Below are 20,046 nucleotides of genomic sequence, written 5' to 3' on the forward strand. Positions count from 1 at the left end.
CGGCGGAATCGTCAGTGGACGGGGTGCATGGTGCGGCGCAGCCAGGGCGCCAGGGCGATCACGGCGAGGCCGACGGCGACCGCGATGGCGCCGTTCACACCGAAGTAGGCCGGCTTGGAGACGTCGTCGTAAAGCTTCACCGTCTGGGCCTGGATGCCGTTGGCGAGCGCGAGGGAGAGGAACCAGAGCGACATCGTCTGGCTGGCGAAGGCCTTGGGCGCCAGCTTGCTGGTGGCGGACATCCCGGAGGTCTCCAGGAGCACGTCGCCGAGGCCGAGCAGCAGATAGGAGCCGACGATCCACCAGGCGGCCATCTTGTAGGTGTCGTCCGCGTGCCCGGAGGTCGGCAGGACCATCAGCAGGAAGGACAGGCCGCCCAGGATCACCCCGAAGGCGATCTTGTTGGAGGCGTGCGGCTGGCGGGGCCCCATGCGGGCCCAGACGGCGGCCACGACGGGTGCCAGGAGCACCTCGAAGGCGCCGAGGGCGGAGGCGTACCAGCTCGCCGGGAAGTCGAAGCCGAGGAGGGTGGTGCGGGCGTTGGTCGAGGCCAGCAGCATCATCGTCGAGTACGCCTGGAAGAGGATGAAGTTGAACGCCACCGAGGCCAGGAAGAGGACGACGTACGGCTTGAGGCGGCCCCGCTCCTCGGCGGTCACCCGGGGACTCGCGAACATGACCCAGAAGTAGACGACCGGCGCGATCACCGAGATCAGGGTCAGCAGATCGACGAAGCGGTCCATGGTCAGCCAGCCCGCCAGGGCCAGACCGGTCGCCACGAGGGCGGTGACCACCGCGCCGACGCCCATGGTCCGGACCGCACGGCGCAGCGCCTGCGGGGCGAGGGCGTACTCCGCGGAGTGCTTCCGCCCGGCCAGGTGACGGCGGCCCGCCACGTACTGGACCAGGCCGAACGTCATCCCGATGGCGGCGGCGGAGAAGCCCCAGTGCCAGCCCTTGTGGTCGCCCAGCCAGCCGGTGATCAGCGGGCCGGCGAAGGCCCCGATGTTGATCGCCATGTAGTAGAGCGCGAAGCCGGCGTCCCGGCGCTCGTCGTCGGTCCGGTAGAGCTTGCCGACCATGGTGGCCACGTTCGGCTTCAGCAGGCCGGTGCCGGCACTGATCAGGCCGAGGCCGACCCAGGTCATGGCGGCGGTGGGGACGGCCATGGCGTAGTGGCCGCAGGCGATCAGGACGCCGCCGTAGAGCACCGCGCGGTAAGAGCCGAGGATCCGGTCGGCCAGCCAGCCGCCGGCGACCGAGACCAGATAGACGAGCGTGCCGTACGCGGCGGAGACGGAGGCCGCGGTGCCCGCGTCCATGCCCATGCCGCCGTGGGCGACGGTGTCGGCGAAGTAGAGGACGAGGATCGCCTGCATCCCGAGGAACGAGAAGCGCTCCCAGACCTCCAGGCCGGAGAGGGTCAGCAGCCCCCTCGGCTGCCCGAGGAACGCCTTGTCGTCCTCGGGGGGCGGCTGCTCGCCGTTCGTGTCGATGTCGATCGCTGTTCGGGACAAAACGCCTACTCCTGGTCGTATGAGCTGATCCCGAACATACCGGGGGTGACGGGAAGGCGCCCACGGTGATCGAAACGTGACCGGATACGCTGGCTTGAGTGAATCGACCGACACATCGACAATCCGAGTCATCGGCGTAGTGGTCGACGTGTGGTTCGCACAGCGTCAAGGACAGCGTCAGCAGGCGTCAGCAGACAGGAGACCCCCTCGTGACCGTCGTCGGGCCGTTCGGTCTTAGCGTGCGGGACCAGGCTCTCGAAGCCGATGTCCAGACCGGATTGGCGGCGGTGGAGGCCGGCCTCCTCGACGCCACCAAGAGCGACGTGCCGTTCATCACGGAGGCCGCCCAGCACCTGGTGCTGGCCGGCGGCAAGCGGTTCCGGCCGCTGCTCGTGATGCTCGCCGCGCAGTTCGGCGACCCCTACGCGCCGGGTGTCGTGCCCTCGGCCGTCGTCGTCGAGCTCACCCATCTCGCCACGCTCTACCACGACGACGTCATGGACGAGGCGGACGTGCGCCGCGGGGTGGAGAGCGCGAACACCCGCTGGGGCAACTCGATCGCCGTCCTCACGGGTGACTTCCTCTTCGCCCGCGCCTCGCACACGCTCGCGGACCTCGGACCCGAGGCCGTACGCATCCAGTCCGAGGCGTTCGAACGGCTCGTCACCGGTCAGATCCTGGAGACCGCGGGCCCGCAGGAGGGCCGCGACCCGGTCGACCACTACCTCGACGTGCTCTCCGGCAAGACCGGCTCGCTGGTCGCCGTCTCCTGTCGCTTCGGCGCGATGATGGCCGGCGCCGACGAGAGCGTCGTCGACATCCTCACCCAGTACGGGGAGCGGCTCGGCGTCGCCTTCCAGCTCGCCGACGACGTCCTCGACATCGCCTCCGACTCCCACGAGTCCGGCAAGACCCCCGGCACCGACCTGCGCGAGGGCATCCCCACCCTCCCCGTGCTCCGGCTGCGGGCCGCCGCGGCCGCCCACGGGCGCCCGGAGGACCTGGAGCTGGTCGCCCTCATCGACGGCGACCTCACCGACGACGCCCGGCACGCCGAGGCGCTGCGCCGGCTGCGCGTCCACCCCGCCCTGGAGCAGGCCCGCCGCGACACCGTGCGCTACGCGGAGGAGGCCCGCGCGATGCTGGCTCCGCTGCCCGACGGCTATGCGAAGTCGGCGCTCGCGGAGATGTGCGACGCGGTGGTCCACCGCGCGGGCTAGGGGTTCTCAGGGTGGGGTCATCCTGGAGGGGTACTCCAGGTTGATCCCGCGGGCTGACGCTTTCGCCCCGCCGCCTTGGTGAGATGGATCCATCGACCAAGGTGCCCACGGAGGTAGCCAGATCATGGCAACGAACGAAACCCGTCAGCGTGCTCCGCGTAAGGCGAGCCGTTACGTCGTCCCGGTCGCCGTGGCGGGGGTGGCGGCGGCGACGATCGGCCTCGTCCCCGCGCTCGCGGCGTCCGGCGACCCGGACCTGCCGGAGATCACGGCGCAGCAGCTGATCGAGAAGATCGCCGCCTCGGACACCCAGACCCTGTCCGGGACGTTCCGGATCAGCACCGACCTGGGCCTGCCGTCCTTCGCCGGTCTGCTGTCCTCCGCCGCCGGGTCGGGCCCGTCCTCCGCCGACCCCTCCGAGAAGCTCACCGAGCTGGTCTCCGGCTCGCACACCCTGCGGGTGGCGGCGGACGGCCCGGACCGGCAGAAGCTGACGCTGCTCGACGGCTCCGAGGAGTACAGCCTGATCCACAACGGCGACGACGTCTGGGCGTATGACAGCAAGTCGAACGAGGTCTTCCACGAGAAGGGCGCGGGCGGCGCCGCCCCGGAGAAGAAGGTCCCCGGCACCCCGAAGGAGCTCGCCGACGAGGTCCTGAAGGCGGCCGGCGACACCACCTCGATCACCGTCGGCGGCACGGCGAAGGTGGCCGGCCGGGACGCCTACCGGCTGGTGATCAAGCCCAAGCAGTCCGGCTCGACGGTCGAGGCGGTCACGATCGCGGTGGACGCGGCCAACGGCACCCCGCTGAAGTTCACCCTCGACTCCGTCAGCGGCGGCAAGCCGGTCGTGGACGCGGGCTTCACCAAGGTCGACTTCGGCAAGCCGGACGCCTCGGTCTTCGACTTCAAGGCGCCGAAGGGCGCGAAGGTGACGGAGGGGGCGGCCGAGGAGGCCGGGAAGCCCGGGAAGGGCGACGGCGCTCCGGAGGACCTGGACAAGGCCTTCGGCGGCCTGGGCGGCCTGGCCGGCCTCGGTGGTGCCGAGGGCGGCGACGTCAACGTCATCGGCGAGGGCTGGACCACGATCGCGAAGCTGGACTCGGGCGCCCCGGCCCCGAAGACGGACGAGGCGCCGAAGGAGGTCCAGGGCTTCCTGGACGCGCTCGGCGACAAGGTCAGCGGGAAGTTCGGCTCGGGCACGGTCTTCAAGACGAAGATCGTCAATGCCCTGATGACGGAGGACGGCAAGGTCTACGTCGGCGCGGTGACCCCGCAGAAGCTGGTGGAGACGGCGAACGCCGGCAAGTAGGCACCGGATTGGGACCCTGGGTGGGTCGGGGGCGATGGTCACCGACCCACCCAGGAGCTTGTGTGCGGTCTTTCGGCCTTACGGCCTTCGGTCGTGCGGTCGTGCGGTCGTGCTACGGGAACGTCAGCTTGAAGGAGTTGATGTACCCGGTGTCGACCGAGGCCTTGTCCTGGACGCGGAGCTTCCAGACGCCGTTGGCGACCTCGGAGGAGGCGTTCACGGTGTAGGTCTGGTTGATGTTGTCCGCGCTGCCGCCGGTCCGGTTGTGCAGGTTGTAGACCGAGCCGTCGGGGGCGATGAGGTCGACGACCAGGTCACCGATGTAGGTGTGGACGATGTCCACGCCGACGGCGAGGTTGCTCGGCGCGTTGCCGGTGATGCCGCTGACGGTCACGGAGGAGGTCACCGCGGCGCCGTTGTCCGGGACGGACACGTCGGTGTCGTTGCTGAAGACCGTGCCGGTCGGCGGGGTCGTCGTACCGCTCGACAGGTTCCAGACGGCGTACGCGATGGCGTCCGCGTTCCGGTCGAGGGCCGTGTCGTTGATGTTCGCGGTCGTGTCGCACGACGAGTGGTAGCAGCGGTCGAACGCCTGGCCCGCCGTGCCGCCCCACTTCTGCGCCTGGGCGGAGGTCTTGGTGTAGTCGGCGCCGGAGAAGAGGCCGCCGACCGGGATGCCGGCGTTCTTGAAGGGCGCGTGGTCCGAGCGCCCGTCGCCCTCGGTCTCGATCTCCGTGGGGATGCCGAGACCCGCGTAGTAGTTCTTGAAGGTCTGCTCGATCGTCGGGTCGTCGTCGTAGACGAAGTAGCCCGGGTTGGGCGAGCCGATCATGTCGAAGTTCAGATAGCCCTTGATCTTCGAACGCTCGGTGCTCGCCAGGTTGTTGACGTAGTACTTCGAGCCGACCAGGCCCAGCTCCTCCGCGCCCCACCAGCCGAAGCGCAGGTGCTTCGTGGGCTGCAGCTGGGCGCGGGAGACGGCGAGCGCGGTCTCCAGGATGGCCGCGGAACCGGAACCGTTGTCGTTGATGCCGGGGCCCGCGGTGACGGAGTCGAGGTGCGAGCCGGACATGATGACCTGGTTGGGGTCGCCGCCGGGCCAGTCGGCTATCAGGTTGTAGCCGGTGGCGCCGTTGTACGTGAACTGCTGGAGCGCCGTGGTGTAGCCGGCGGCGTCGAGCTTCGCCTTCACGAAGTCGATCGAGGCCTTGTAGCCGGTCCGGCCGTGGGCGCGGTTGCCGCCGTTGTTGCCGGCGATCGTCTGCAGGTCGGCGAGGTGCTGCTTGACGTTCGCCACGGATATGTCGGGCGGGGTGACGGCCTGCTCGGCCGCACTGGCGCCGGGGGCGCCGGCGAAGGCGCCGACGAGGAGCGCGGAGGCTCCGGCGGCGGCGGAAAGTCTCGCGGAGAGTTTCATGTGGGGGCTCCGGATTCCGAACTGGGGATGGGACGGAACGTGCGAGCGCCTCGCGTCGTGGGTGGCGCGAGGCGTTGGAGCTGTGCGGGTGCGCTGGTGCGCGGTGGTGCGGCGGTGCGGGTGCGCGACGGTGCTGGTGCGCTGATGTGCGGGTGTGCGGTGGAACCGGGTGTGCACGGATCAAGCCGTGCGGTTGCGCTGTGTGTGACGAATGTTCAGTGAGAGTTTGACTTGCCGTCAAGGGCGGAATCCGGTCAGGGCTGTTCGCTGACCGGACAGCCCGTCGCGCTCTCCCGCAGCGCCGCCAGCGCGCTGTCGACGGGATGGGGCTGTGGCACCCCCGGCCCGTTCCACCGCATGAGGTTGATGGCGAAGGAGAAGGCGCGCCCGCCGTCCTCCCGGATCATGGCGACGGTCCCGGCGCCCCAGACGGTGCCCTCGTTGCCCCAGAAGGTGCCGCGGCCCGGGACCTCGGCCCTGTGCAGCCCGAGTCCGTACTGGATGGTCGAGCCGTCCAGCGCGATCACCGGGACCGTGCGCTGCATCTCCTTGAGCGAGGCCGGGGTGACGATCCGGCCGGCGAGCAGCTCGGCGTAGAAGAGGTTCAGGTCCGCCGTCGTGGACACGAGCCCGGCCCCGGCCATGACCCACGACATGTCGTAGACGCTGTAGTCGCGCGGCGGTTCGAGCACGCCCCAGAGCGCCTCGTACATCTTCGAGTGCGCCCCCTCGATCCGCGGCCCGGTGGGAAAGGCGGTGTGCCTCAGCCCGGCCCGCTCGATGACCTCGCGCCTGACGCACTCCTCCACCGGGACGCCGGTGACGCGCTCCAACAGCAGCCCGAGCAGGGCGTAGTTGGTGTTGGAGTACACCCCGGGCGTGCCGCCCGGCTCCCCGGCCGGCGGCGCCGCGAGCCCCAGCGCGATCAGCTCGGGCGGGCGGAACCGCCGGAACCGGTTGTCGTCCAGGCTCTGTGCGGATACGCCCGAGGGCCCGCCCCGCAGGGACGGGAAGGCGTACGGGATGTACTCGGCGAAGCCACTGGTGTGCTGGAGCAGCATGCGCACCGTGACCCGCCGCCCCCGCTCGCCCGGCACGAGGTCCGGCAGGTGGTCCCCGACGGGCGCGTCGAGCCGGACCCGGCCCGCCTCGGCCTGGAGCAGGACGGCGGCGGCGACGAAGGTCTTGGTGAGGCTGCCGACCCGGTGCGGCATGCCCGGCGTGACGGGCCGCCCGGTCTCGAGGTCGGCGACACCGGCTGCACCGCGCCAGATCCGGCCGGAGTCGCGGACCTCGGCGAAGACGCCGGGCATTCCGGCGCGGTGGAGGCGGTCGAGGGCGTCCTGGAGCCGGGGCGTGTCCATGGGGCGGTGGTCCTCTCGTACGGGTGGTGGTGTTCGGCTTTGCCGGAGCGCATGCTCAGCCGGCCAGGGCGCGCCGCAGCACGGCGCCGAGCTCGGCGTTCTGCCGCTGGGAGACGTCGGCGGAGACGATGGCCTGCGAGCCGTGGAAGGTGCCGGGCCACTGGTGCAGCTCGACGGAGACGCCCGCCTGCAGGAGCCGGAGCGCGTAGTGGATGTCCTCGTCGCGGTTGGGGCACAGCTCCGCCGTGGCGATGTAGGCGGGCGGGAGGCCGGAGAGGTCCTCGGCGCGGGCGGGAGCGGCGTACGGGGTGGCGGGCCGCCCGCCGAGGTAGTGGCGCCAGGAGGCGGCGGCCTTGGCGCGGTCGATCCAGGGCGTGTCGGTGAAGTGCCGCTGCGACCAGGTCTCCTGCCGGTCGTCGAGCTGCGGCTGGTTGAGCAGCTGGAAGCGGATCGCGGGCCCCCGCTCGTCGCGCGAGCGCAGCGCGACCGCCGCCGCGAGCCCGCCGCCGGCGCTGTGCCCGCCGACGGCGATCCGCTCGGGGTCGACGCCGAGGGCGTCCGCGTGCCCGGCGGTCCAGGCGAGGGCGGCGCAGGCGTCGTCGAGGGCGGCGGGGAAGGGGTTCTCGGGCGAGAGCCGGTAGCCGACCGAGACGACGACCGCGCCGGACCCGGCCGCGATACGGGTCGCCCACGGGTGCTCGGTGCGCACGTCGCCCATGACGTGCCCGCCGCCGTGCAGCCAGACCAGGGCGCCGCGGGCGCCCTGCGGCCGGTAGAGCCGGAGGGGCACGTCGGCCGCGGCGGGCACGGGAACGGCCACGTCCTGGACCTCGATGCCCGGGGTGTCGGGCAGCGGCACGGAGGCGGCCAGACCGGCGAACCGTGCGCGGGCGGCGGCGGGGTCGGATAAGTCGGCGTCGGGGAACAGCGGGACGAAGGCTTCGAGTTCGGGGTCCATGAGGCTCATCCTCACGGCCGGCGCGCACCGGATCACCCGCCGGTCGTCGCGCATCGCGCACGGCGGGCGCGACGCCCGTCGGCCGACCCCCGGCGGGGCGCCTGCCTATCCTGCTGCCCATGGAGGCACTGGCCCTGCGCCTGTCGGGACTCGACCCGTACGTCGACGGGGCGATCCGCATCGTCGCGTTCTACGACACGCTGATGCGCCGTCGCGTGGACCTTCCGGCGCTGGCCCGCGCGTCGGCGGGCCTCGCGGAGTGCGTGGCGGGGATCCGCCTGCACGGTACGGAGCCGGCGACCCGCGTCTCTCCTCTGGGCACGGAGGCGACCACGCCCCCTCTGCCCGCCTCGTCCTCCACCCCGGTCACCCTGGACGAGGAGGAGATCGGCGAGGTGTGGCTGGAGCGCCCGGGCCCGGCGAACCCCCTCGACGACATCCTCCTGGACCGCCTCGCACTCGCCGTGGCCACGGCGGTGGAACGCTACGGCCCGGCCCGCACGACCATGGCCGATCCGGCCCTCGTCGAACTGGCCGTCGGCACCGAGGGCGACGAGCCGTCCCGGGCACGGGCCCTGCGTCTCCTGGGCTTCGCCCCCGGCCGCCCCGTCCACGTCGTGGCCGTCCATTCCCCGCTGCCGCTGGACCGGGTCGGCGCGAGCGTCTGCCCCGCGGCCCTGGTCAAGGCGGCCCCTCTGGCGGACGTGGGCGTCCTGCTCACCGCGGCCCCCGTGGACCCGGCCCGCTTCCCCCCGTCCACCCGCGCGGGCCTCGGCCACTCCTGGCGCGAGGCCCGCACGGCGCTCCGCTTCACCACCCCCCGGACCCCGGTGGTGGCCCACGCCGACCTGGGTGCCCTGGCCCTCCTGGCGGAGATCCCCCCGGAGACCGCCCGGGCCAACCCGGACGTGGCGGCGCTGGCCCGCGTCGTCGCCGCGCTGGAACCCCCGGAAGCCGCCGCCACGGTGGACACGCTGGACGCCTACTGCACCACGGCCTCCCTCCGCCGGGCCGCGGACCTCCTCCACCTCCACCACAGCACGGTCGCCCGCCGCCTGGACCACCTCGGCGCGGCCCTCGCCCTGGACCTCACGACCCCGACCGACCTGGCACGCGCCCGACTGGCGCTGACGGCCTGGCGGTTGGCGGAGGGCGAGGAGTAGCGGGGCGCTCCGACGGGTCCTCCTGCAACCGGTACGAGGTGTGGACCGGTGAGCTGGTCATCGACCGATCCACGGGCCAGCGGACCTGCTCGTCGCCGGCACCGTCAGCGCGCTCGCCCCCCGCCGCGCCGCCATCGCCGTCCTGGGCGAGCGCTGGTTCCCCTTCGCCTCGGCCGCGGTGATGCCGCTCGCGCTGCTGGTGGCCGCGGCGACGACGGCGGCGGCCGCCGTCGTGCGGGACCGGCCCGTAGGTCGTCTTCCTGCTAGGCGGCCTCGCTCTCGACCGGGCGGCAGTCGAGGCACAGGCCGTCCGGTGGTGGAGCGCCACGGAAGGGGAGGCCGCAGTCCTCGCACTCCGCGAAGGGGGAGCGCGGCGACGTCATCGTCATGCGGGTCGCGGGGAGAGGTGGCGGCCCCGGGGGGAGGGGCGGCGGCAGGAGGCTCCTCAGGCGGTGGGCCAGCAGGGCCGCCGGGTGGGCGAGCGGGTTGGGGAGCGCCGCCGAGAGCGTCCGGCTCACCGCGTCGGGATGGGCGCCCCGGTCCAGCCAGGCCGTCACCCCCGGAGCCAGCCGCTCGATGTCCCGCTCACCGAGGAGCAGGCGCGGATCGTGGAGGCGCAGCCTCGTGAGGAGTTCGGCGGCCGGGCGGTCCCGCTCCGCGAGAGGCGGCGCGGACGCGGGCGCGGGCGCCGGCGGGGGCGGGTTCGGGGGTGGCGGGGGCTGTGGGGGCCGGGGCGGGCTCGGCGTCACCCTCGTGGGCTCCGGATCAGCCCCCGGACGGTTGTACGAGACCGTGTACTGCACGAACTTCCCGTTCGGCAGCCGCTCCCGGACCCGCTTGAGGTACCCGTGCGCCTCCAGCTCCCGCATCGCCGCCGCGACCCGCAGCTCGCTTTCCGGGAACTTCGCCGCGATCGCCTTCACACCGACCGCCGCCCCGGCGGGCAGCGACTGGAGGTGGACGGACAGCCCGATCGCGAGCAGCGACAGCTCGCGGTGCTGGGCGAGGTGGTTGCCGACGACCGTGTAGCGGGTCGTGTGGCGGACATTCACGTGTACGAGCCCGGCAGCGGCCGGGCGCGCGCTAGTCTTCTGGGTATCCATCGGGAAGGTCCTGCTTCCTCGGTGGTCAGGCCCTCGATCGGGATTCGCAGTCCCGGCCGGGGGCCGACGTCTTTGTGGGGGTTGTGAGCGTGAGCATATGCCAGGCAACCTGCCCGAAATCCAGACCAGTTGGGATAGATCACCCACGTGAGTGACGAGGCCGGGGAGGCTGACGGAGCGGCCTGCGCCGAGGGCGACGGTCAGGGCGACGGTCAGGGCGACGGCGAGGTCGGCGTCGAGTCGACGGGGAGGCTGGAGGGGTTGGGTGGGTATTGCCCTCCGGCCTTTCACGTCTTTACGGCGTGGGTCACCGCGTCGCGTACGTCCTCGACGCGGTGGGCGCCCGCGAGGGCCAGTTCGGCCCACACCGTCTTCCGGGGCACGGGGCCCGTACGGACGCCCCACCCCCGCGCCAGCTCCGCCACGATCAGCAGCCCCCGCCCCCGCCCGTAACGCGGCAACCGGTCACCCCGCGTGTCCGCGACCTCGATCCGCAGCACGTCGTCCTGCGCCAGCAGCGCGAGGTGGAAGTCCCTTCCCGTGACGTGGCCGTGCGTCACCGCGTTCACGGCGAGCTCGGCGACGATCTGGGCGGCGGGGGCCGTCGCGTGCTCCAGTCCCCAGGAGCGCAGCTGCTCCACGGCCAGCAGCCTGGCCAGGCGGGCGCCCCGGCGGGTGGCGGAGAGCTGGATTCCGAATTGGCGTACAGACGCCACGAGTTGGGTGGGTTCCTGATTCATGTCACCCAGCGTCGCGGGCTCTGCTTACGCTGCCCATCGAACACGCCCTTACGTACGGTTACTGTCCCGCGGCTGTCCTGCCCTGTCCCGACTGTCCCGCGCGACGCCCCGGGAAGGGCTCTGCCGAAGGAGGTGGGCGCGCATGAGCGTGGACGACGAGGTGGACGGCGCGGGGACGGAGGACGCGGGCTGGGAGGTGGAGCCCGGGGACGAGTCGGGTGCGGCGGTCATCGCCGCGGTGGGCCGCCAGCTCAGGCTGTGGCGGGAGGCGAGGGGGCTGAGCGCCGTCGAGTTCGGGGCGCGGATCGGGTACGGCGAGGACATGATCCGCAAGATCGAGCGCGGGGCACGGATCCCGCGCCCGGAGTACCTGGACAAGGCGGACCAGGCGGCGGAGGCGCGGGGGCTGATCTCGGCGATGAAGAAGGACGTGGAGGAGGTTCGGTACCCGAAGCAGGTCCGGGACCTGGCGAAGCTGGAGGCGCGGGCGGTCGAGTTCTGCCTCTACTCCAACTTCACCGTCCACGGCCTGCTGCAGACCGAGGAGTTCTCACGAGCGATCCTCCGCACGTGGCGGCCGGCGTACGAACGGGAGGAGCTGGAGCGCTACTTGGCGGCACGAGTGGCCCGTCGTTCGGTGCTCGACAAGACCCCGGCACCCGAGTTCAGCTTCATCCAGGAAGAGGTGTCGCTGCGGCGGCCGATCGGAGGGAAGATGGTCCTGCGCCGTCAGCTCGAACACCTGCTGGAGGTAGCCGAGTTGCCCCATGTCGAGATCCAGGTGATGCCGACCGAGCGCGCTGATCACCCCGTGACGGGAGGGCGGCTCGCGATTCTGAAATTCGGGGACGGCACGGCGGTGGGGCGCATGGACGGAGACTTCGGCGGCCGCCCTGTTTCCGACCTCAAACGACTCCGGATCTTGGAACTGCGCTATGGCATCATCCGCTCCAAGGCCCTCACTCCTGCGGAGTCCCGGGACTTCATCGAGCAACTGCTGGGAGAGACATGATCGGCAACCCCGAGCTGGACTGGTTCAAGAGCAGCTACAGCGACAGCGGTAACGGCAACGACTGCATCGAGGTCGCCACCACCCCCGGCACCGTCCACGTCCGCGACTCCAAGAACACCGACGGTGCCCGCCTCGTGTTCGGCCCCCTCGCCTGGACCGGGTTCGTGGCGCACGCCGTCGGCGAGTCGACGTCCGAATAGCGCCAGCGCACGCGGTGCGGGCGCGTGACGCTGGGGGCATGACGCTCACCCACACCCCGCTGCCCATCCCGCCCGCCGCCCTCGCCGAGCTCCGCCGCACCGACGACGCCGGCCGCGCCTGCGTCGCGTACGCCGCCACGGAGGACACCGGTGTCGGCAGCCCGCTCCGCTGCTGTCTGCGGCCGGTGGCCGCGGGGGAGCGGATCGCGCTCGTCTCGTACGCCCCGCTGCGGCGCTGGGCCGCGGACTCGGGGGCCGAGCCCGGGGCGTACGACGAGCAGGGGCCCGTCTTCATCCACGCCGAGGAGTGCGGGGGGCCGGATCCGGCGCCCGGGGCGTACCCCTTCGACCGGCCCGGCGCGCTGCGCACCCTGCGCCGTTACGACGCGCGCGGCCGGATCGTCGGCGGTCGGCTCCTGGAGATCCCCGAGGAGACGACCGCGGGCTTCGACCGGGCCTTCGACGAGGCGTTCGCGGACCCGGCCGTCGTGCTCGTCCACGTCAGGGCCGTGGAGTACGGGTGCTTCCAGTTCGAGGTGCGGCGCGGGACGCCCGGCGCGGCCCCCGTCCCCCGGCCCTGACCGTAAGTCAGCCGAAGAGCAGCGAGCCCAGGCCCCTGCGCACCCCAGCCGCCTCGCCCACCCGCCGCACGGCGAGCAGCGTGCCCGCCGTGTACGGGTCGGGGGTCGCGCCCGCGTCGTGGCGGAGGGTCAGGCGTTCGCCGTCGCCGCCGAAGACGACCTCCGTGCTGACGACGAAGCTGGGCAGCCGGACCGAGTGCACCCTGCCGCCCGCCACGTCCGCGCCCCGCGCCTCGACCGGGCCGTGCAGCTCGGCGAGCGGGACGCCCTGCTCCGGGGTGCGGATCCGGCCGAGCGCCTCGGCGAGCTCGCGGGCGGTGCCGCTCGGTACGTCGGGCTTGGTGGCGCTCGCGTAGTCGATGATCTCCCAGTGGTCCAGCTGCTCCGCCGCGATCTCGGCGGCGCGGGAGAGGACCGCGGCCATCACGGAGAAGTTGCCCGCCGCGATCACCCCGACGCCCCGCTCGCGGGCCAGCGCGTCGAGCTCGGCGTAGTCCTCGGCGGTCAGGCCGCTGGAGCCGACGACCACGTGGACACCGGCCTCGACCGCGGCCCAGACGTTGGCGCGCACGGCGGAGGCGCTCGTGTAGTCGATCAGCACGTCCGCAGGCGTGGACGCCAGCGCCTCGGCGACCGAGCCGTACACCTTGCCCTCGGAGCGGACGCCCGCCACCTCGGCCACCGGCCGCCCGGCCGCCGACCGGGAGACCCCGGAGACCAGGTCGAGGTCGGCGGCGTGGGCGATCCCGGCGAGGATCGGCGGGGCGGTCCAGCCGGTGATTCCGGCGAAGCAGATACGGGTCATCCGGTCAATGTACGCAGAACTCGTTGCCCTCCGGGTCCGCCATGACCGTCCACGCGCCGCCGCGTTCCGCGACCTGCCGCAACACCTTCCCGCCCAGGCCCTCGAGCCGGGCGACCTCGGCCTCCCGGGTGCCGGGCGCCGGGTGCAGGTCGAGGTGGAGGCGGTTCTTGACGGTCTTCGGCTCCGGGACGCGCTGGAAGAGGAGCCGGCGCCCGAGGCCGGTGTCGGTGGCCGGGTCGTGGGGGTCCTCGGGGTGCCGGGCGGCGGCCAGGTCGCGCCAGGCGGGCCGGTCGTGGACGGTGACCGTGTCCTCGGTCCGGGCGGCGCCCGCGGCGAGCAGGTGGGTGATCAGGGCGCTGTGGTCCTCCTCGCGGTAGCCGAGCGCGGCGGCCCAGAAGGCGGCCTGGGCGTGCGGGTCGGCGCAGTCGATGACGAGCTTCCAGTGCACAGGAGTCATGGCCCGTTTATACGGGAGGGGACTGACATTCCAGGGTGATCGAGTCGGTCGGGGTGATCCGGCTGCCCGCGCGCCCGGCTGCCGGGCGCCCGGGCGCGCTGCGACCAACGTCACGGTCCCGGGGCCCGCCGGCGCACCTAATGTGGAGGAATGAACGATTCGCCCCGGTCGCCCGGCTGCCCCCTGGCCGAGGTCGCCGCCGCGTACTCGCCCCGGCTCTCGGAGTGCTCCTCCGAGCCGGCGCTCATGGCCGCCCTCGACCAGCACGCGGCGGCCGTGTGCGACGCCCTCGTCCCGGCCCAGCGCGGGGCGCGCGGCCGGGCCGTGGCGCGGAGGGTGGGGCGGGAGGAGCTGACCGACTACGTCCTCGGCTTCACCGACTGGCTCGCGGAGGCCGGCTGGGTCGAACCGGCCGGACACGACTTCGCGACCCTGCGGCTGACCGCGGTCAGCCGTCTGATCCGCGACCAGGGCCTGCTGGGCGACGCCCGGCACTAGGCCCCGTCCGGGCCGGGCCCCCGGCCTGGACACGCCTCCCGCCCGAACACGCCCCTGGCCCGACTGCGCCTCCCGGCTACGCCGGGTCCGCGGCCGGCTCCGGGGCGGGCGTCCCGCTCGTCCGTGTCGCGCCCGCCTCCGCGGCGGCCTCCACCGCCGCCCGGCTCCGTCGCGCCGTGCGCAGCGCGTCCCAGCTCAGGATCGTCAGCGCCAGCCACACCAGCGAGAAGCCCGCCCACCGCTCCGGCGGCATCGCCTCGTGGAAGTAGACGACGCCGAGCACGAACTGGAAGACCGGGGCCAGGTACTGCAGCAGGCCCAGCGTGGACAGCGGCACGCGGATCGCGGCCGCGCCGAAGCAGACCAGGGGGGCCGCGGTCACCACGCCGGTCGCCGCCAGCAGGGCCGCGTGGCCCGACCCGTGGGCGCCGAAGGTGAGCGTGCCCTGGGTGCCGAGCCAGATCAGATAGCCGAGCGCGGGCAGGAACTGCACGGCCGTCTCGGCGGCGAGCGACTCCAGGCCGCCGATGTTGACCTTCTTCTTCACCAGTCCGTAGGCGGCGAAGGAGAAGGCCAGGGTGAGGGAGATCCACGGCAGCCGGCCGTAGCCCACGGACAGGACGACCACGGCGGCGAGGCCGATGCCGACCGCCGTCCACTGGGCCGGGCGCAGGCGTTCCTTGAGGACGAGGACACCGAGCGCGATGGTGACGAGCGGGTTGATGAAGTAGCCGAGCGAGGCCTCGACGACCTGGCCGTTGTTGACGGACCAGATGTAGAGGCCCCAGTTGACGCTGATCACGGCGGCGGCGACGGCTATGAGTCCCAGCTTGCGGGGGCTGCGCAGCAGCTCCGGCAGCCAGCTCCAGCGGCGCAGCAGCAGCAGCGCGAGGCCGACGACGAGGAGTGACCAGACCATCCGGTGGGCCAGGATCTCGACCGCGCCGGAGGGTTTGAGGAGGGGCCAGAAGAGCGGGACCAGTCCCCACATCCCGTAGGCGCCGATCCCGTAGAGGAGCCCTGCCCGGGCCTCACTGTCGTCCTTCACCGAACCTCCCGCCCTGCGCCGCGCTGTCCCGTCGAAGGTAGCGCCGCACAGGGCGGGATGTCATGCCCGTATCGCCATACGGTCCTGTCGGATCAAGGACGGCCGCGGAGCCGGGTCAGCCGGCGGCCAGGGCCTCGGCGATCGTCTCGGCGATCGGCGTGGTCGGGCGCCCGATCAGCCGCGACAGGTCGTCGCCGCGCGCGGCGAGGGCCCCGTGCGCGACGGCCCGGTCGACGTCGACCAGGATCTCGGCGAACTGCCGCGGGACCCCGGCGCCGGTGAGGACCTCCAGGTGGGCCGCCGCGGGCAGGTTCGTGTACGCGATCTCCCGGCCGGACTGCCGGGCGACCTCCGCCGCGTACTCGGCGAGGGACCACGAGACGTCGCCGCTCAGCTCGTACGCCCGGTTCAGGTGCTCCTCGGCCGGGCCGGTCAGGACGGCGGCCGCGGCGGCCGCGTAGTCGGCGCGGGAGGCGGAGGCGATCCGGCCCTCGCCGGCGTTGGAGACGACGGCGCCGTGGGCCAGGACGGGGGCGAGGTTCGCCGTGTAGTTCTCGGAGTACCAGCCGTTGCGCAGGAAGGTGTACGGCAGGCCGGAGTCGAGGATCGCCTGCTCGGTCGCCTTGTGCTCGTCGGCGAGCGTGAAGTCGGCCTCGGGCCCGCCGAGGACGCCGGTGTACGCGAGCTGGGCGACGCCCGCGGCCTTGGCGGCGGCGACCACGGCGGTGTGCTGCGCCACCCGCCGCCCGACCTCGCTGCCCGAGATCAGCAGCACCCGGTCGCCGGCCTCGAAGGCGTCGGCCAGCGTCTCCGGCCTGTCGTAGTCGCCGATCCGCAGCTCGACCCCGCGCTCGGCCAGGTCGGCGGCCTTCTCCTTGTCGCGGACGACCGCGGCGACGGAGCCTGCGGGGACGGTGGCGAGGAGGGCGTCGATGACGAGGCGGCCCAGCTGACCGGTGGCGCCGGTGACGACGATGCTCATGGTGTGCTCCTGGGGAGGTGGGCGGTGCGGTGTGCCGCACGAGACTCCACTAACCGTACGACTGGCGCTAACCTTTCGTAAGTACCCACTTTGAAGTAAGGTACTGGCATGGAAGTAAGTTGCCCTGAGCGGCTCGTCCTGGAACACGTCACCAGTCGCTGGGGTGTCCTGATCCTCATTGCCCTCCTGGAGCGCTCCTACCGCTTCAGCGAGCTGCGCCGGGCGGTCGGCGGCGTCAGCGAGAAGATGCTCACCCAGACCCTGCAGACCCTGGAGCGCGACGGCTTCGTCCACCGCGACGCCAAGCCCGTCATCCCGCCCCGCGTCGACTACAGCCTCACCGCCCTCGGCCGCGAGGCCGCCGAGCAGGTCGGCGGGCTCGCCCGGTGGACGGCGCGCCGGATGGGCGAGGTGCAGGAAGCCCGCGAGCGCTACGACTCGGTCCGCGCCTCGTCCCAATGATGTTGCAACCAGGGCCGGTTGGGGATCCCTGGCGTACGATCTGCTCACCATTCGGGGAGTCTGTGACCGTGCGTGGGGGAATCGTGGCGGATGCCAGGGGAAGACTGCTGCGCGCCTGCGGGGCGGCAGCTGTCGGCGGGGCCTTACTGCTGACCGGCTGCTCAGGGGGCGCCGGCGGGACGGGTGACGGCAAGAACGGCTCAGGCGGGAAGACCGGCGGCGGTGCGAGCGCGAGCGCCACGGCGTCGGCCGCGAGCCCGACCGCCAAGCCCGCGCCCACCGCCCTCGACTTCACCGCCGACCCGAAGCGCGTCCCGAAGAACGCCGCCGAGGCCCGGCGCCTGGCGCTGGCGATCGTGGCGGGGCCCGAGTCCTGGGGCCCCGACTTCGTCAAGCGCAGCCCCTACCTCAGCGCCCCCGGCTCCTGGCCGGTCCTCGACGCGGACTGCACGTGGGAGGCCGGCACCCTGCCCCGCTCCGTCCTGGCCAGCGTCACCGCCCACAGCGAGATCCCGGCCGCCGGAGGCAAGGGCCCGCTGCGGGTCGCCGCCACCGTCACCGTGCACCGCACCGAGTCCGACGCCGACTGGGAGATGGCCGAGACCCTGGAGGAGGCGCTGCGCTGCCCGGACCAGCAGCTGCAGCAGGGCGAACGCATCACCGGTCTGGGCTCCCTCGGCCTGCCCTACGGCGTCGGCGGCAACGCCCATGCGACCGACTCCCTCAACGAGAGCGGCTCCTACGTCAACGACGCCTTCAAGGGCCGGCAGGGCTACAGCTGGTACCAGGTCCGCATCGGCCAGGTCACCATGGCCACCGTCGTCAAGGGCGCACCCGGCCGCAACGAGGACCTCGTCACCGTCCTGACCCAGGCCCAGGTCACCATGGAGGAGCGCGTCAAGAAGCAGATGGGAGTCACGTCGTGACCTCGACCCCCGGGCAGGCCTCCGGCGCGACCCCCGATCCGGACGCGCTCCGGCCGCTGCTCCCCTCCGACCCCTCCAGCCTCGCCGGCTACCGGCTCCTCGGCCGGCTCGGAGCCGGCGGCATGGGCGTCGTCTACCTCGGCCGCACCGACACCGGCGCGCTCGCCGCCGTCAAGGTCACCCACGCCGACCAGGCCGACCAGGCCGACTTCCGGGCCCGCTTCCGCCGCGAGGTCGAGGCCGCCCGCCGGGTCGTCAGCCCCTGGGCCGTCCCGGTGACCGGCGCCGACCCCGACGCCCCCGAGCCGTGGATGGCCACCGCCTTCGTGCCGGGACCCTCCCTCGGCGAGGCCGTCCGCGCCCACGGGCCGCTGCCCGAGCGGAGCGTGCGGATCCTCGGCGGCGCCGTCGCCCGCGCGCTGGCCGCCGTCCACGCGGCCGGGCTCGTGCACCGGGACGTGAAGCCCGGCAACATCCTGCTGGCCGTCGACGGCCCCCGGCTCATCGACTTCGGCATCGCCCGTGTGACCGGGGAGACCGGACTGACCTCGGCCGACATGGTCGTCGGCACCCCCGGCTTCCTCGCCCCCGAGCAGGCCGAGGCCCGCGCCGACGAGATCGGCCCCGCCTCCGACGTCTTCGCCCTCGGCTGCCTGCTCGCCTTCGCGACCACCGGACGCCCGCCGTTCGGCACCGGCGCCCTGGACGCCCTGCTGTACCGGACCGTCCACGACGAGCCCGACCTCGCCGGCGTACCGGAGGGGCTGCTCGACCTCGTACGGCGCTGCCTCGCCAAGGAACCGGCCGCGCGCCCCACCGCGGCGGAGGTCGCCGACCTGCTCACCGAGGACGCCCCCGGCGCCCCCGCCGACTGGCTGCCCGCGCCCGTCGTCGCCACCATCGCCGCCCGCTCGGCGGCCATGCTGGCGCTCCCCGACATCGACCCGACCGCGCCCGGCACCGACCCGGCGGCTCCGGCCGACCCGCCCGCGACGAGCAGACGCGGCTTCCTGCTGCTCGGCGCCGGAGCCGCGGTCCTCGCGGCGGGCGGCGGCGCGTACGCCCTGCTCGGCCGCGGCGACGACACCAGGCGCGACGCCAAGCCCGCCGCGCCCAAGCCCCGCAACACCTGGGCCATCGGCGTCTTCGCCGACCTGTCCGGGCCCGCCCAGGAGATCGGCAAGGCCCAGGAGCGCGGTGCCCGGCTCGCCGTCGAGCGGTTCAACGCCGCGCACAAGGGCAAGCCCTTCACCCTCGAACTCAAGGTCGTCGACGACCGCGGGGACCGCGCCGGCGCCTTCGCCGCCGCCCGCCGGCTCACCGCCGACCCCTCCGTGATCGCCGTCCTCGGCCCCACCTCCGACGACACCGGCGTCGCCGCGCTGCCCGCCTTCGAGGAGGCCGGGGTACCGCTCCTCACCACCTCGGCGGGCTACCACCTCCTCACCCTGCGCGGCGAGAGCGGTCCCCGGAACACGACCGTGCTGCGCGCCATCCCGAGCCACTTCATGGCGGGCACCTTCCTGGCCTGGTCCACCACGCTGCTGCCGCAGGTCCGCCGCCCCGGCGTCCTCCAGGAACGCACCGAAGACCAGTACAGCTGGCAGTACGTCAGCGGCGCCCGCTACGGCTACAAGCAGGCCGGCCTCAAGCCGCACTTCCGGGTGGTCCCCGGCCGGGCCACCGACTACCGCCGGATCATCGGCGAGATGATCGACGCCGGCATCGACACGTACGTCCACTGCGGGATCCGCTCCACGGCCGTGCTCGCCGCCCGCGCCCTGAACGAACTCGGCTTCACCGGGCCGCGGTTCACCGGTCAGCACGTCTTCGGGCCGCAGTTCCTGAAGGAGGCCGGGAGCGCCGCCGAGGGCTGGTTCGTCTGCGCGCCCGTCATCGACCCCGTCCAGCGGGCCGCCGACCCGAAGCAGAAGGCCGCCGACCGCAAGCTCACCCAGGACTTCCTCGACGCCCACCGCAAGCGCTACGGCACCACTCCGGCCTTCTACACCGGCGAGTCCTTCGACGTGGTCAACCTGATCACGACCTGGCTCGCCAAGAGCGCGGCCAAGGGCCCGCTCACCCGCAAGGGCCTGTGGCAGGCCCTGCAGAAGCAGAAGTACACCGGCGCCATGGGCGGTTACTCCTTCGACAAGGACGGCGACCTGTCCGGCGTGGGCACCTTCCTCTACGGCGTGCAGAAGGGGGCCTACAAGTACCTCGGCCCCGCGCCCGGCGGGCCCGCCAACACCAAGTCCGCGACCGCCCGGAAGAGCTGACG

General features: G+C 73.0%; 20 protein-coding genes. 10 read left to right on the forward strand and 10 right to left on the reverse strand.

Annotated elements, in window-relative coordinates; genetic code table 11:
• Positions 1 to 11 precede the first annotated feature (11 nt).
• Positions 12 to 1,517, reverse strand: coding sequence for a peptide MFS transporter (locus tag ACH414_RS15870; RefSeq protein WP_382532678.1), 1,506 nt, complete (start codon positions 1,515 to 1,517; stop codon positions 12 to 14).
• Positions 1,518 to 1,726: 209 nt separating this feature from the next.
• On the opposite strand from ACH414_RS15870, the gene ACH414_RS15875 reads away from it, so the two are divergent.
• On the forward strand, positions 1,727 to 2,737 hold the full coding sequence (locus ACH414_RS15875; protein ID WP_382532677.1) for a polyprenyl synthetase family protein: 1,011 nt from the start codon (positions 1,727 to 1,729) through the stop codon (positions 2,735 to 2,737).
• Positions 2,738 to 2,861: 124 nt separating this feature from the next.
• Positions 2,862 to 4,049 carry an outer membrane lipoprotein carrier protein LolA gene (locus ACH414_RS15880; protein ID WP_382532675.1) on the forward strand — a complete coding sequence of 396 codons (1,188 nt, stop codon included), beginning with the start codon at positions 2,862 to 2,864 and terminating at the stop codon, positions 4,047 to 4,049.
• A gap of 112 nt (positions 4,050 to 4,161) precedes the next feature.
• On the opposite strand, the gene ACH414_RS15885 is transcribed toward ACH414_RS15880, so the two are convergent.
• The 3 genes from ACH414_RS15885 to ACH414_RS15895 all read right to left on the reverse strand — a co-directional run bounded on the left by ACH414_RS15885 (position 4,162) and on the right by ACH414_RS15895 (position 7,788).
• Positions 4,162 to 5,466: a M28 family metallopeptidase gene (locus ACH414_RS15885; protein WP_391769278.1), complete on the reverse strand. Its 1,305-nt coding sequence runs from the start codon at positions 5,464 to 5,466 to the stop codon at positions 4,162 to 4,164.
• Between the two features lie 254 nt (positions 5,467 to 5,720).
• On the reverse strand, positions 5,721 to 6,830 hold the full coding sequence (locus ACH414_RS15890) for a serine hydrolase domain-containing protein (RefSeq protein WP_391769277.1): 1,110 nt from the start codon (positions 6,828 to 6,830) through the stop codon (positions 5,721 to 5,723).
• A 55-nt stretch (positions 6,831 to 6,885) separates the two neighbouring features.
• Positions 6,886 to 7,788, reverse strand: coding sequence for an alpha/beta hydrolase (locus tag ACH414_RS15895; protein ID WP_398942143.1), 903 nt, complete (start codon positions 7,786 to 7,788; stop codon positions 6,886 to 6,888).
• Between the two features lie 119 nt (positions 7,789 to 7,907).
• Between ACH414_RS15895 and ACH414_RS15900 the strand changes: the two genes are divergently transcribed.
• Positions 7,908 to 8,951 (forward strand): helix-turn-helix domain-containing protein, encoded by a 1,044-nt coding sequence (locus tag ACH414_RS15900; protein ID WP_386565333.1) that lies wholly within the window; start codon positions 7,908 to 7,910, stop codon positions 8,949 to 8,951.
• 263 nt (positions 8,952 to 9,214) lie between these two features.
• Here the strand turns inward: ACH414_RS15900 and ACH414_RS15905 are convergent, their stop codons facing one another.
• Together ACH414_RS15905 and ACH414_RS15910 are read right to left on the reverse strand one after the other, a co-directional pair.
• Positions 9,215 to 10,054: a helix-turn-helix domain-containing protein gene (locus ACH414_RS15905; RefSeq protein ID WP_398942144.1), complete on the reverse strand. Its 840-nt coding sequence runs from the start codon at positions 10,052 to 10,054 to the stop codon at positions 9,215 to 9,217.
• Between the two features lie 287 nt (positions 10,055 to 10,341).
• A complete protein-coding gene (locus ACH414_RS15910) occupies positions 10,342 to 10,794 on the reverse strand; it encodes an ATP-binding protein (protein ID WP_382532665.1) in 453 nt (150 codons plus the stop codon).
• 142 nt (positions 10,795 to 10,936) lie between these two features.
• Here ACH414_RS15910 and ACH414_RS15915 point away from each other — a divergent pair, with 142 nt between their 5' ends.
• From ACH414_RS15915 to ACH414_RS15925, 3 genes are read left to right on the forward strand one after another with little or no spacing between them, the layout of a single operon-like run.
• On the forward strand, positions 10,937 to 11,806 hold the full coding sequence (locus ACH414_RS15915) for a helix-turn-helix domain-containing protein (RefSeq protein ID WP_382532663.1): 870 nt from the start codon (positions 10,937 to 10,939) through the stop codon (positions 11,804 to 11,806).
• On the forward strand, positions 11,803 to 12,006 hold the full coding sequence (locus ACH414_RS15920) for a DUF397 domain-containing protein (RefSeq protein ID WP_382532661.1): 204 nt from the start codon (positions 11,803 to 11,805) through the stop codon (positions 12,004 to 12,006). The genes ACH414_RS15915 and ACH414_RS15920 overlap by 4 nt, the downstream gene beginning before the upstream one ends.
• 38 nt (positions 12,007 to 12,044) lie before the next feature.
• Positions 12,045 to 12,587 carry a DUF1203 domain-containing protein gene (locus tag ACH414_RS15925; RefSeq protein ID WP_382532659.1) on the forward strand — a complete coding sequence of 181 codons (543 nt, stop codon included), beginning with the start codon at positions 12,045 to 12,047 and terminating at the stop codon, positions 12,585 to 12,587.
• Positions 12,588 to 12,594: 7 nt separating this feature from the next.
• Here the strand turns inward: ACH414_RS15925 and dapB are convergent, their stop codons facing one another.
• Together dapB and ACH414_RS15935 are read right to left on the reverse strand one after the other, a co-directional pair.
• Positions 12,595 to 13,392, reverse strand: a complete 798-nt coding sequence (gene dapB / locus ACH414_RS15930; protein ID WP_382532657.1) for a 4-hydroxy-tetrahydrodipicolinate reductase — start codon at positions 13,390 to 13,392, stop codon at positions 12,595 to 12,597.
• A 4-nt stretch (positions 13,393 to 13,396) separates the two neighbouring features.
• Positions 13,397 to 13,849 carry a VOC family protein gene (locus tag ACH414_RS15935; RefSeq protein ID WP_382532655.1) on the reverse strand — a complete coding sequence of 151 codons (453 nt, stop codon included), beginning with the start codon at positions 13,847 to 13,849 and terminating at the stop codon, positions 13,397 to 13,399.
• Positions 13,850 to 13,999: 150 nt separating this feature from the next.
• Between ACH414_RS15935 and ACH414_RS15940 the strand changes: the two genes are divergently transcribed.
• Positions 14,000 to 14,347, forward strand: coding sequence for a DUF6401 family natural product biosynthesis protein (locus ACH414_RS15940; RefSeq protein WP_382532653.1), 348 nt, complete (start codon positions 14,000 to 14,002; stop codon positions 14,345 to 14,347).
• Positions 14,348 to 14,423: 76 nt separating this feature from the next.
• On the opposite strand, the gene rarD is transcribed toward ACH414_RS15940, so the two are convergent.
• Together rarD and ACH414_RS15950 are read right to left on the reverse strand one after the other, a co-directional pair.
• A complete protein-coding gene (gene rarD, locus ACH414_RS15945; protein ID WP_382533325.1) occupies positions 14,424 to 15,338 on the reverse strand; it encodes an EamA family transporter RarD in 915 nt (304 codons plus the stop codon).
• A gap of 172 nt (positions 15,339 to 15,510) precedes the next feature.
• Positions 15,511 to 16,377 carry an NmrA family NAD(P)-binding protein gene (locus tag ACH414_RS15950; RefSeq protein ID WP_398942148.1) on the reverse strand — a complete coding sequence of 289 codons (867 nt, stop codon included), beginning with the start codon at positions 16,375 to 16,377 and terminating at the stop codon, positions 15,511 to 15,513.
• 108 nt (positions 16,378 to 16,485) lie between these two features.
• Between ACH414_RS15950 and ACH414_RS15955 the strand changes: the two genes are divergently transcribed.
• The 3 genes from ACH414_RS15955 (at position 16,486) to ACH414_RS15965 (ending at position 20,044) form a co-directional block, all read left to right on the forward strand.
• On the forward strand, positions 16,486 to 16,839 hold the full coding sequence (locus ACH414_RS15955; protein WP_382532649.1) for a winged helix-turn-helix transcriptional regulator: 354 nt from the start codon (positions 16,486 to 16,488) through the stop codon (positions 16,837 to 16,839).
• A gap of 83 nt (positions 16,840 to 16,922) precedes the next feature.
• Complete coding sequence (locus ACH414_RS15960) at positions 16,923 to 17,765, forward strand: hypothetical protein (protein WP_386565321.1); 843 nt, start codon at positions 16,923 to 16,925, stop codon at positions 17,763 to 17,765.
• The gene (locus ACH414_RS15965) at positions 17,762 to 20,044 is read left to right on the forward strand and encodes a bifunctional serine/threonine-protein kinase/ABC transporter substrate-binding protein (RefSeq protein ID WP_382532645.1); all 2,283 of its coding nucleotides are present in this window, start codon (positions 17,762 to 17,764) and stop codon (positions 20,042 to 20,044) included. Before ACH414_RS15960 ends, ACH414_RS15965 begins: the two co-directional genes overlap by 4 nt.
• Positions 20,045 to 20,046: the final 2 nt, after the last annotated feature.

It is taken from the genome of Streptomyces sp. NPDC020422 (assembly GCF_044386705.1).
Classification (GTDB): Bacteria; Actinomycetota; Actinomycetes; order Streptomycetales; family Streptomycetaceae; genus Streptomyces.

Coding starts and splice junctions, on each gene's coding strand:
- ACH414_RS15910 (WP_382532665.1), bottom strand. CDS start 10,794: ATGAATCAGGAACCCACCCAACTCGTGGCGTCTGTACGCCAATTCGGA.
- ACH414_RS15885 (WP_391769278.1), bottom strand. CDS start 5,466: ATGAAACTCTCCGCGAGACTTTCCGCCGCCGCCGGAGCCTCCGCGCTC.
- ACH414_RS15890 (WP_391769277.1), bottom strand. CDS start 6,830: ATGGACACGCCCCGGCTCCAGGACGCCCTCGACCGCCTCCACCGCGCC.
- ACH414_RS15925 (WP_382532659.1), top strand. CDS start 12,045: ATGACGCTCACCCACACCCCGCTGCCCATCCCGCCCGCCGCCCTCGCC.
- dapB (WP_382532657.1), bottom strand. CDS start 13,392: ATGACCCGTATCTGCTTCGCCGGAATCACCGGCTGGACCGCCCCGCCG.
- ACH414_RS15935 (WP_382532655.1), bottom strand. CDS start 13,849: ATGACTCCTGTGCACTGGAAGCTCGTCATCGACTGCGCCGACCCGCAC.
- ACH414_RS15940 (WP_382532653.1), top strand. CDS start 14,000: ATGAACGATTCGCCCCGGTCGCCCGGCTGCCCCCTGGCCGAGGTCGCC.
- ACH414_RS15905 (WP_398942144.1), bottom strand. CDS start 10,054: ATGGATACCCAGAAGACTAGCGCGCGCCCGGCCGCTGCCGGGCTCGTA.
- ACH414_RS15955 (WP_382532649.1), top strand. CDS start 16,486: ATGGAAGTAAGTTGCCCTGAGCGGCTCGTCCTGGAACACGTCACCAGT.
- ACH414_RS15880 (WP_382532675.1), top strand. CDS start 2,862: ATGGCAACGAACGAAACCCGTCAGCGTGCTCCGCGTAAGGCGAGCCGT.
- ACH414_RS15920 (WP_382532661.1), top strand. CDS start 11,803: ATGATCGGCAACCCCGAGCTGGACTGGTTCAAGAGCAGCTACAGCGAC.
- ACH414_RS15915 (WP_382532663.1), top strand. CDS start 10,937: ATGAGCGTGGACGACGAGGTGGACGGCGCGGGGACGGAGGACGCGGGC.
- rarD (WP_382533325.1), bottom strand. CDS start 15,338: ATGTGGGGACTGGTCCCGCTCTTCTGGCCCCTCCTCAAACCCTCCGGC.
- ACH414_RS15895 (WP_398942143.1), bottom strand. CDS start 7,788: ATGGACCCCGAACTCGAAGCCTTCGTCCCGCTGTTCCCCGACGCCGAC.
- ACH414_RS15950 (WP_398942148.1), bottom strand. CDS start 16,377: ATGAGCATCGTCGTCACCGGCGCCACCGGTCAGCTGGGCCGCCTCGTC.
- ACH414_RS15900 (WP_386565333.1), top strand. CDS start 7,908: ATGGAGGCACTGGCCCTGCGCCTGTCGGGACTCGACCCGTACGTCGAC.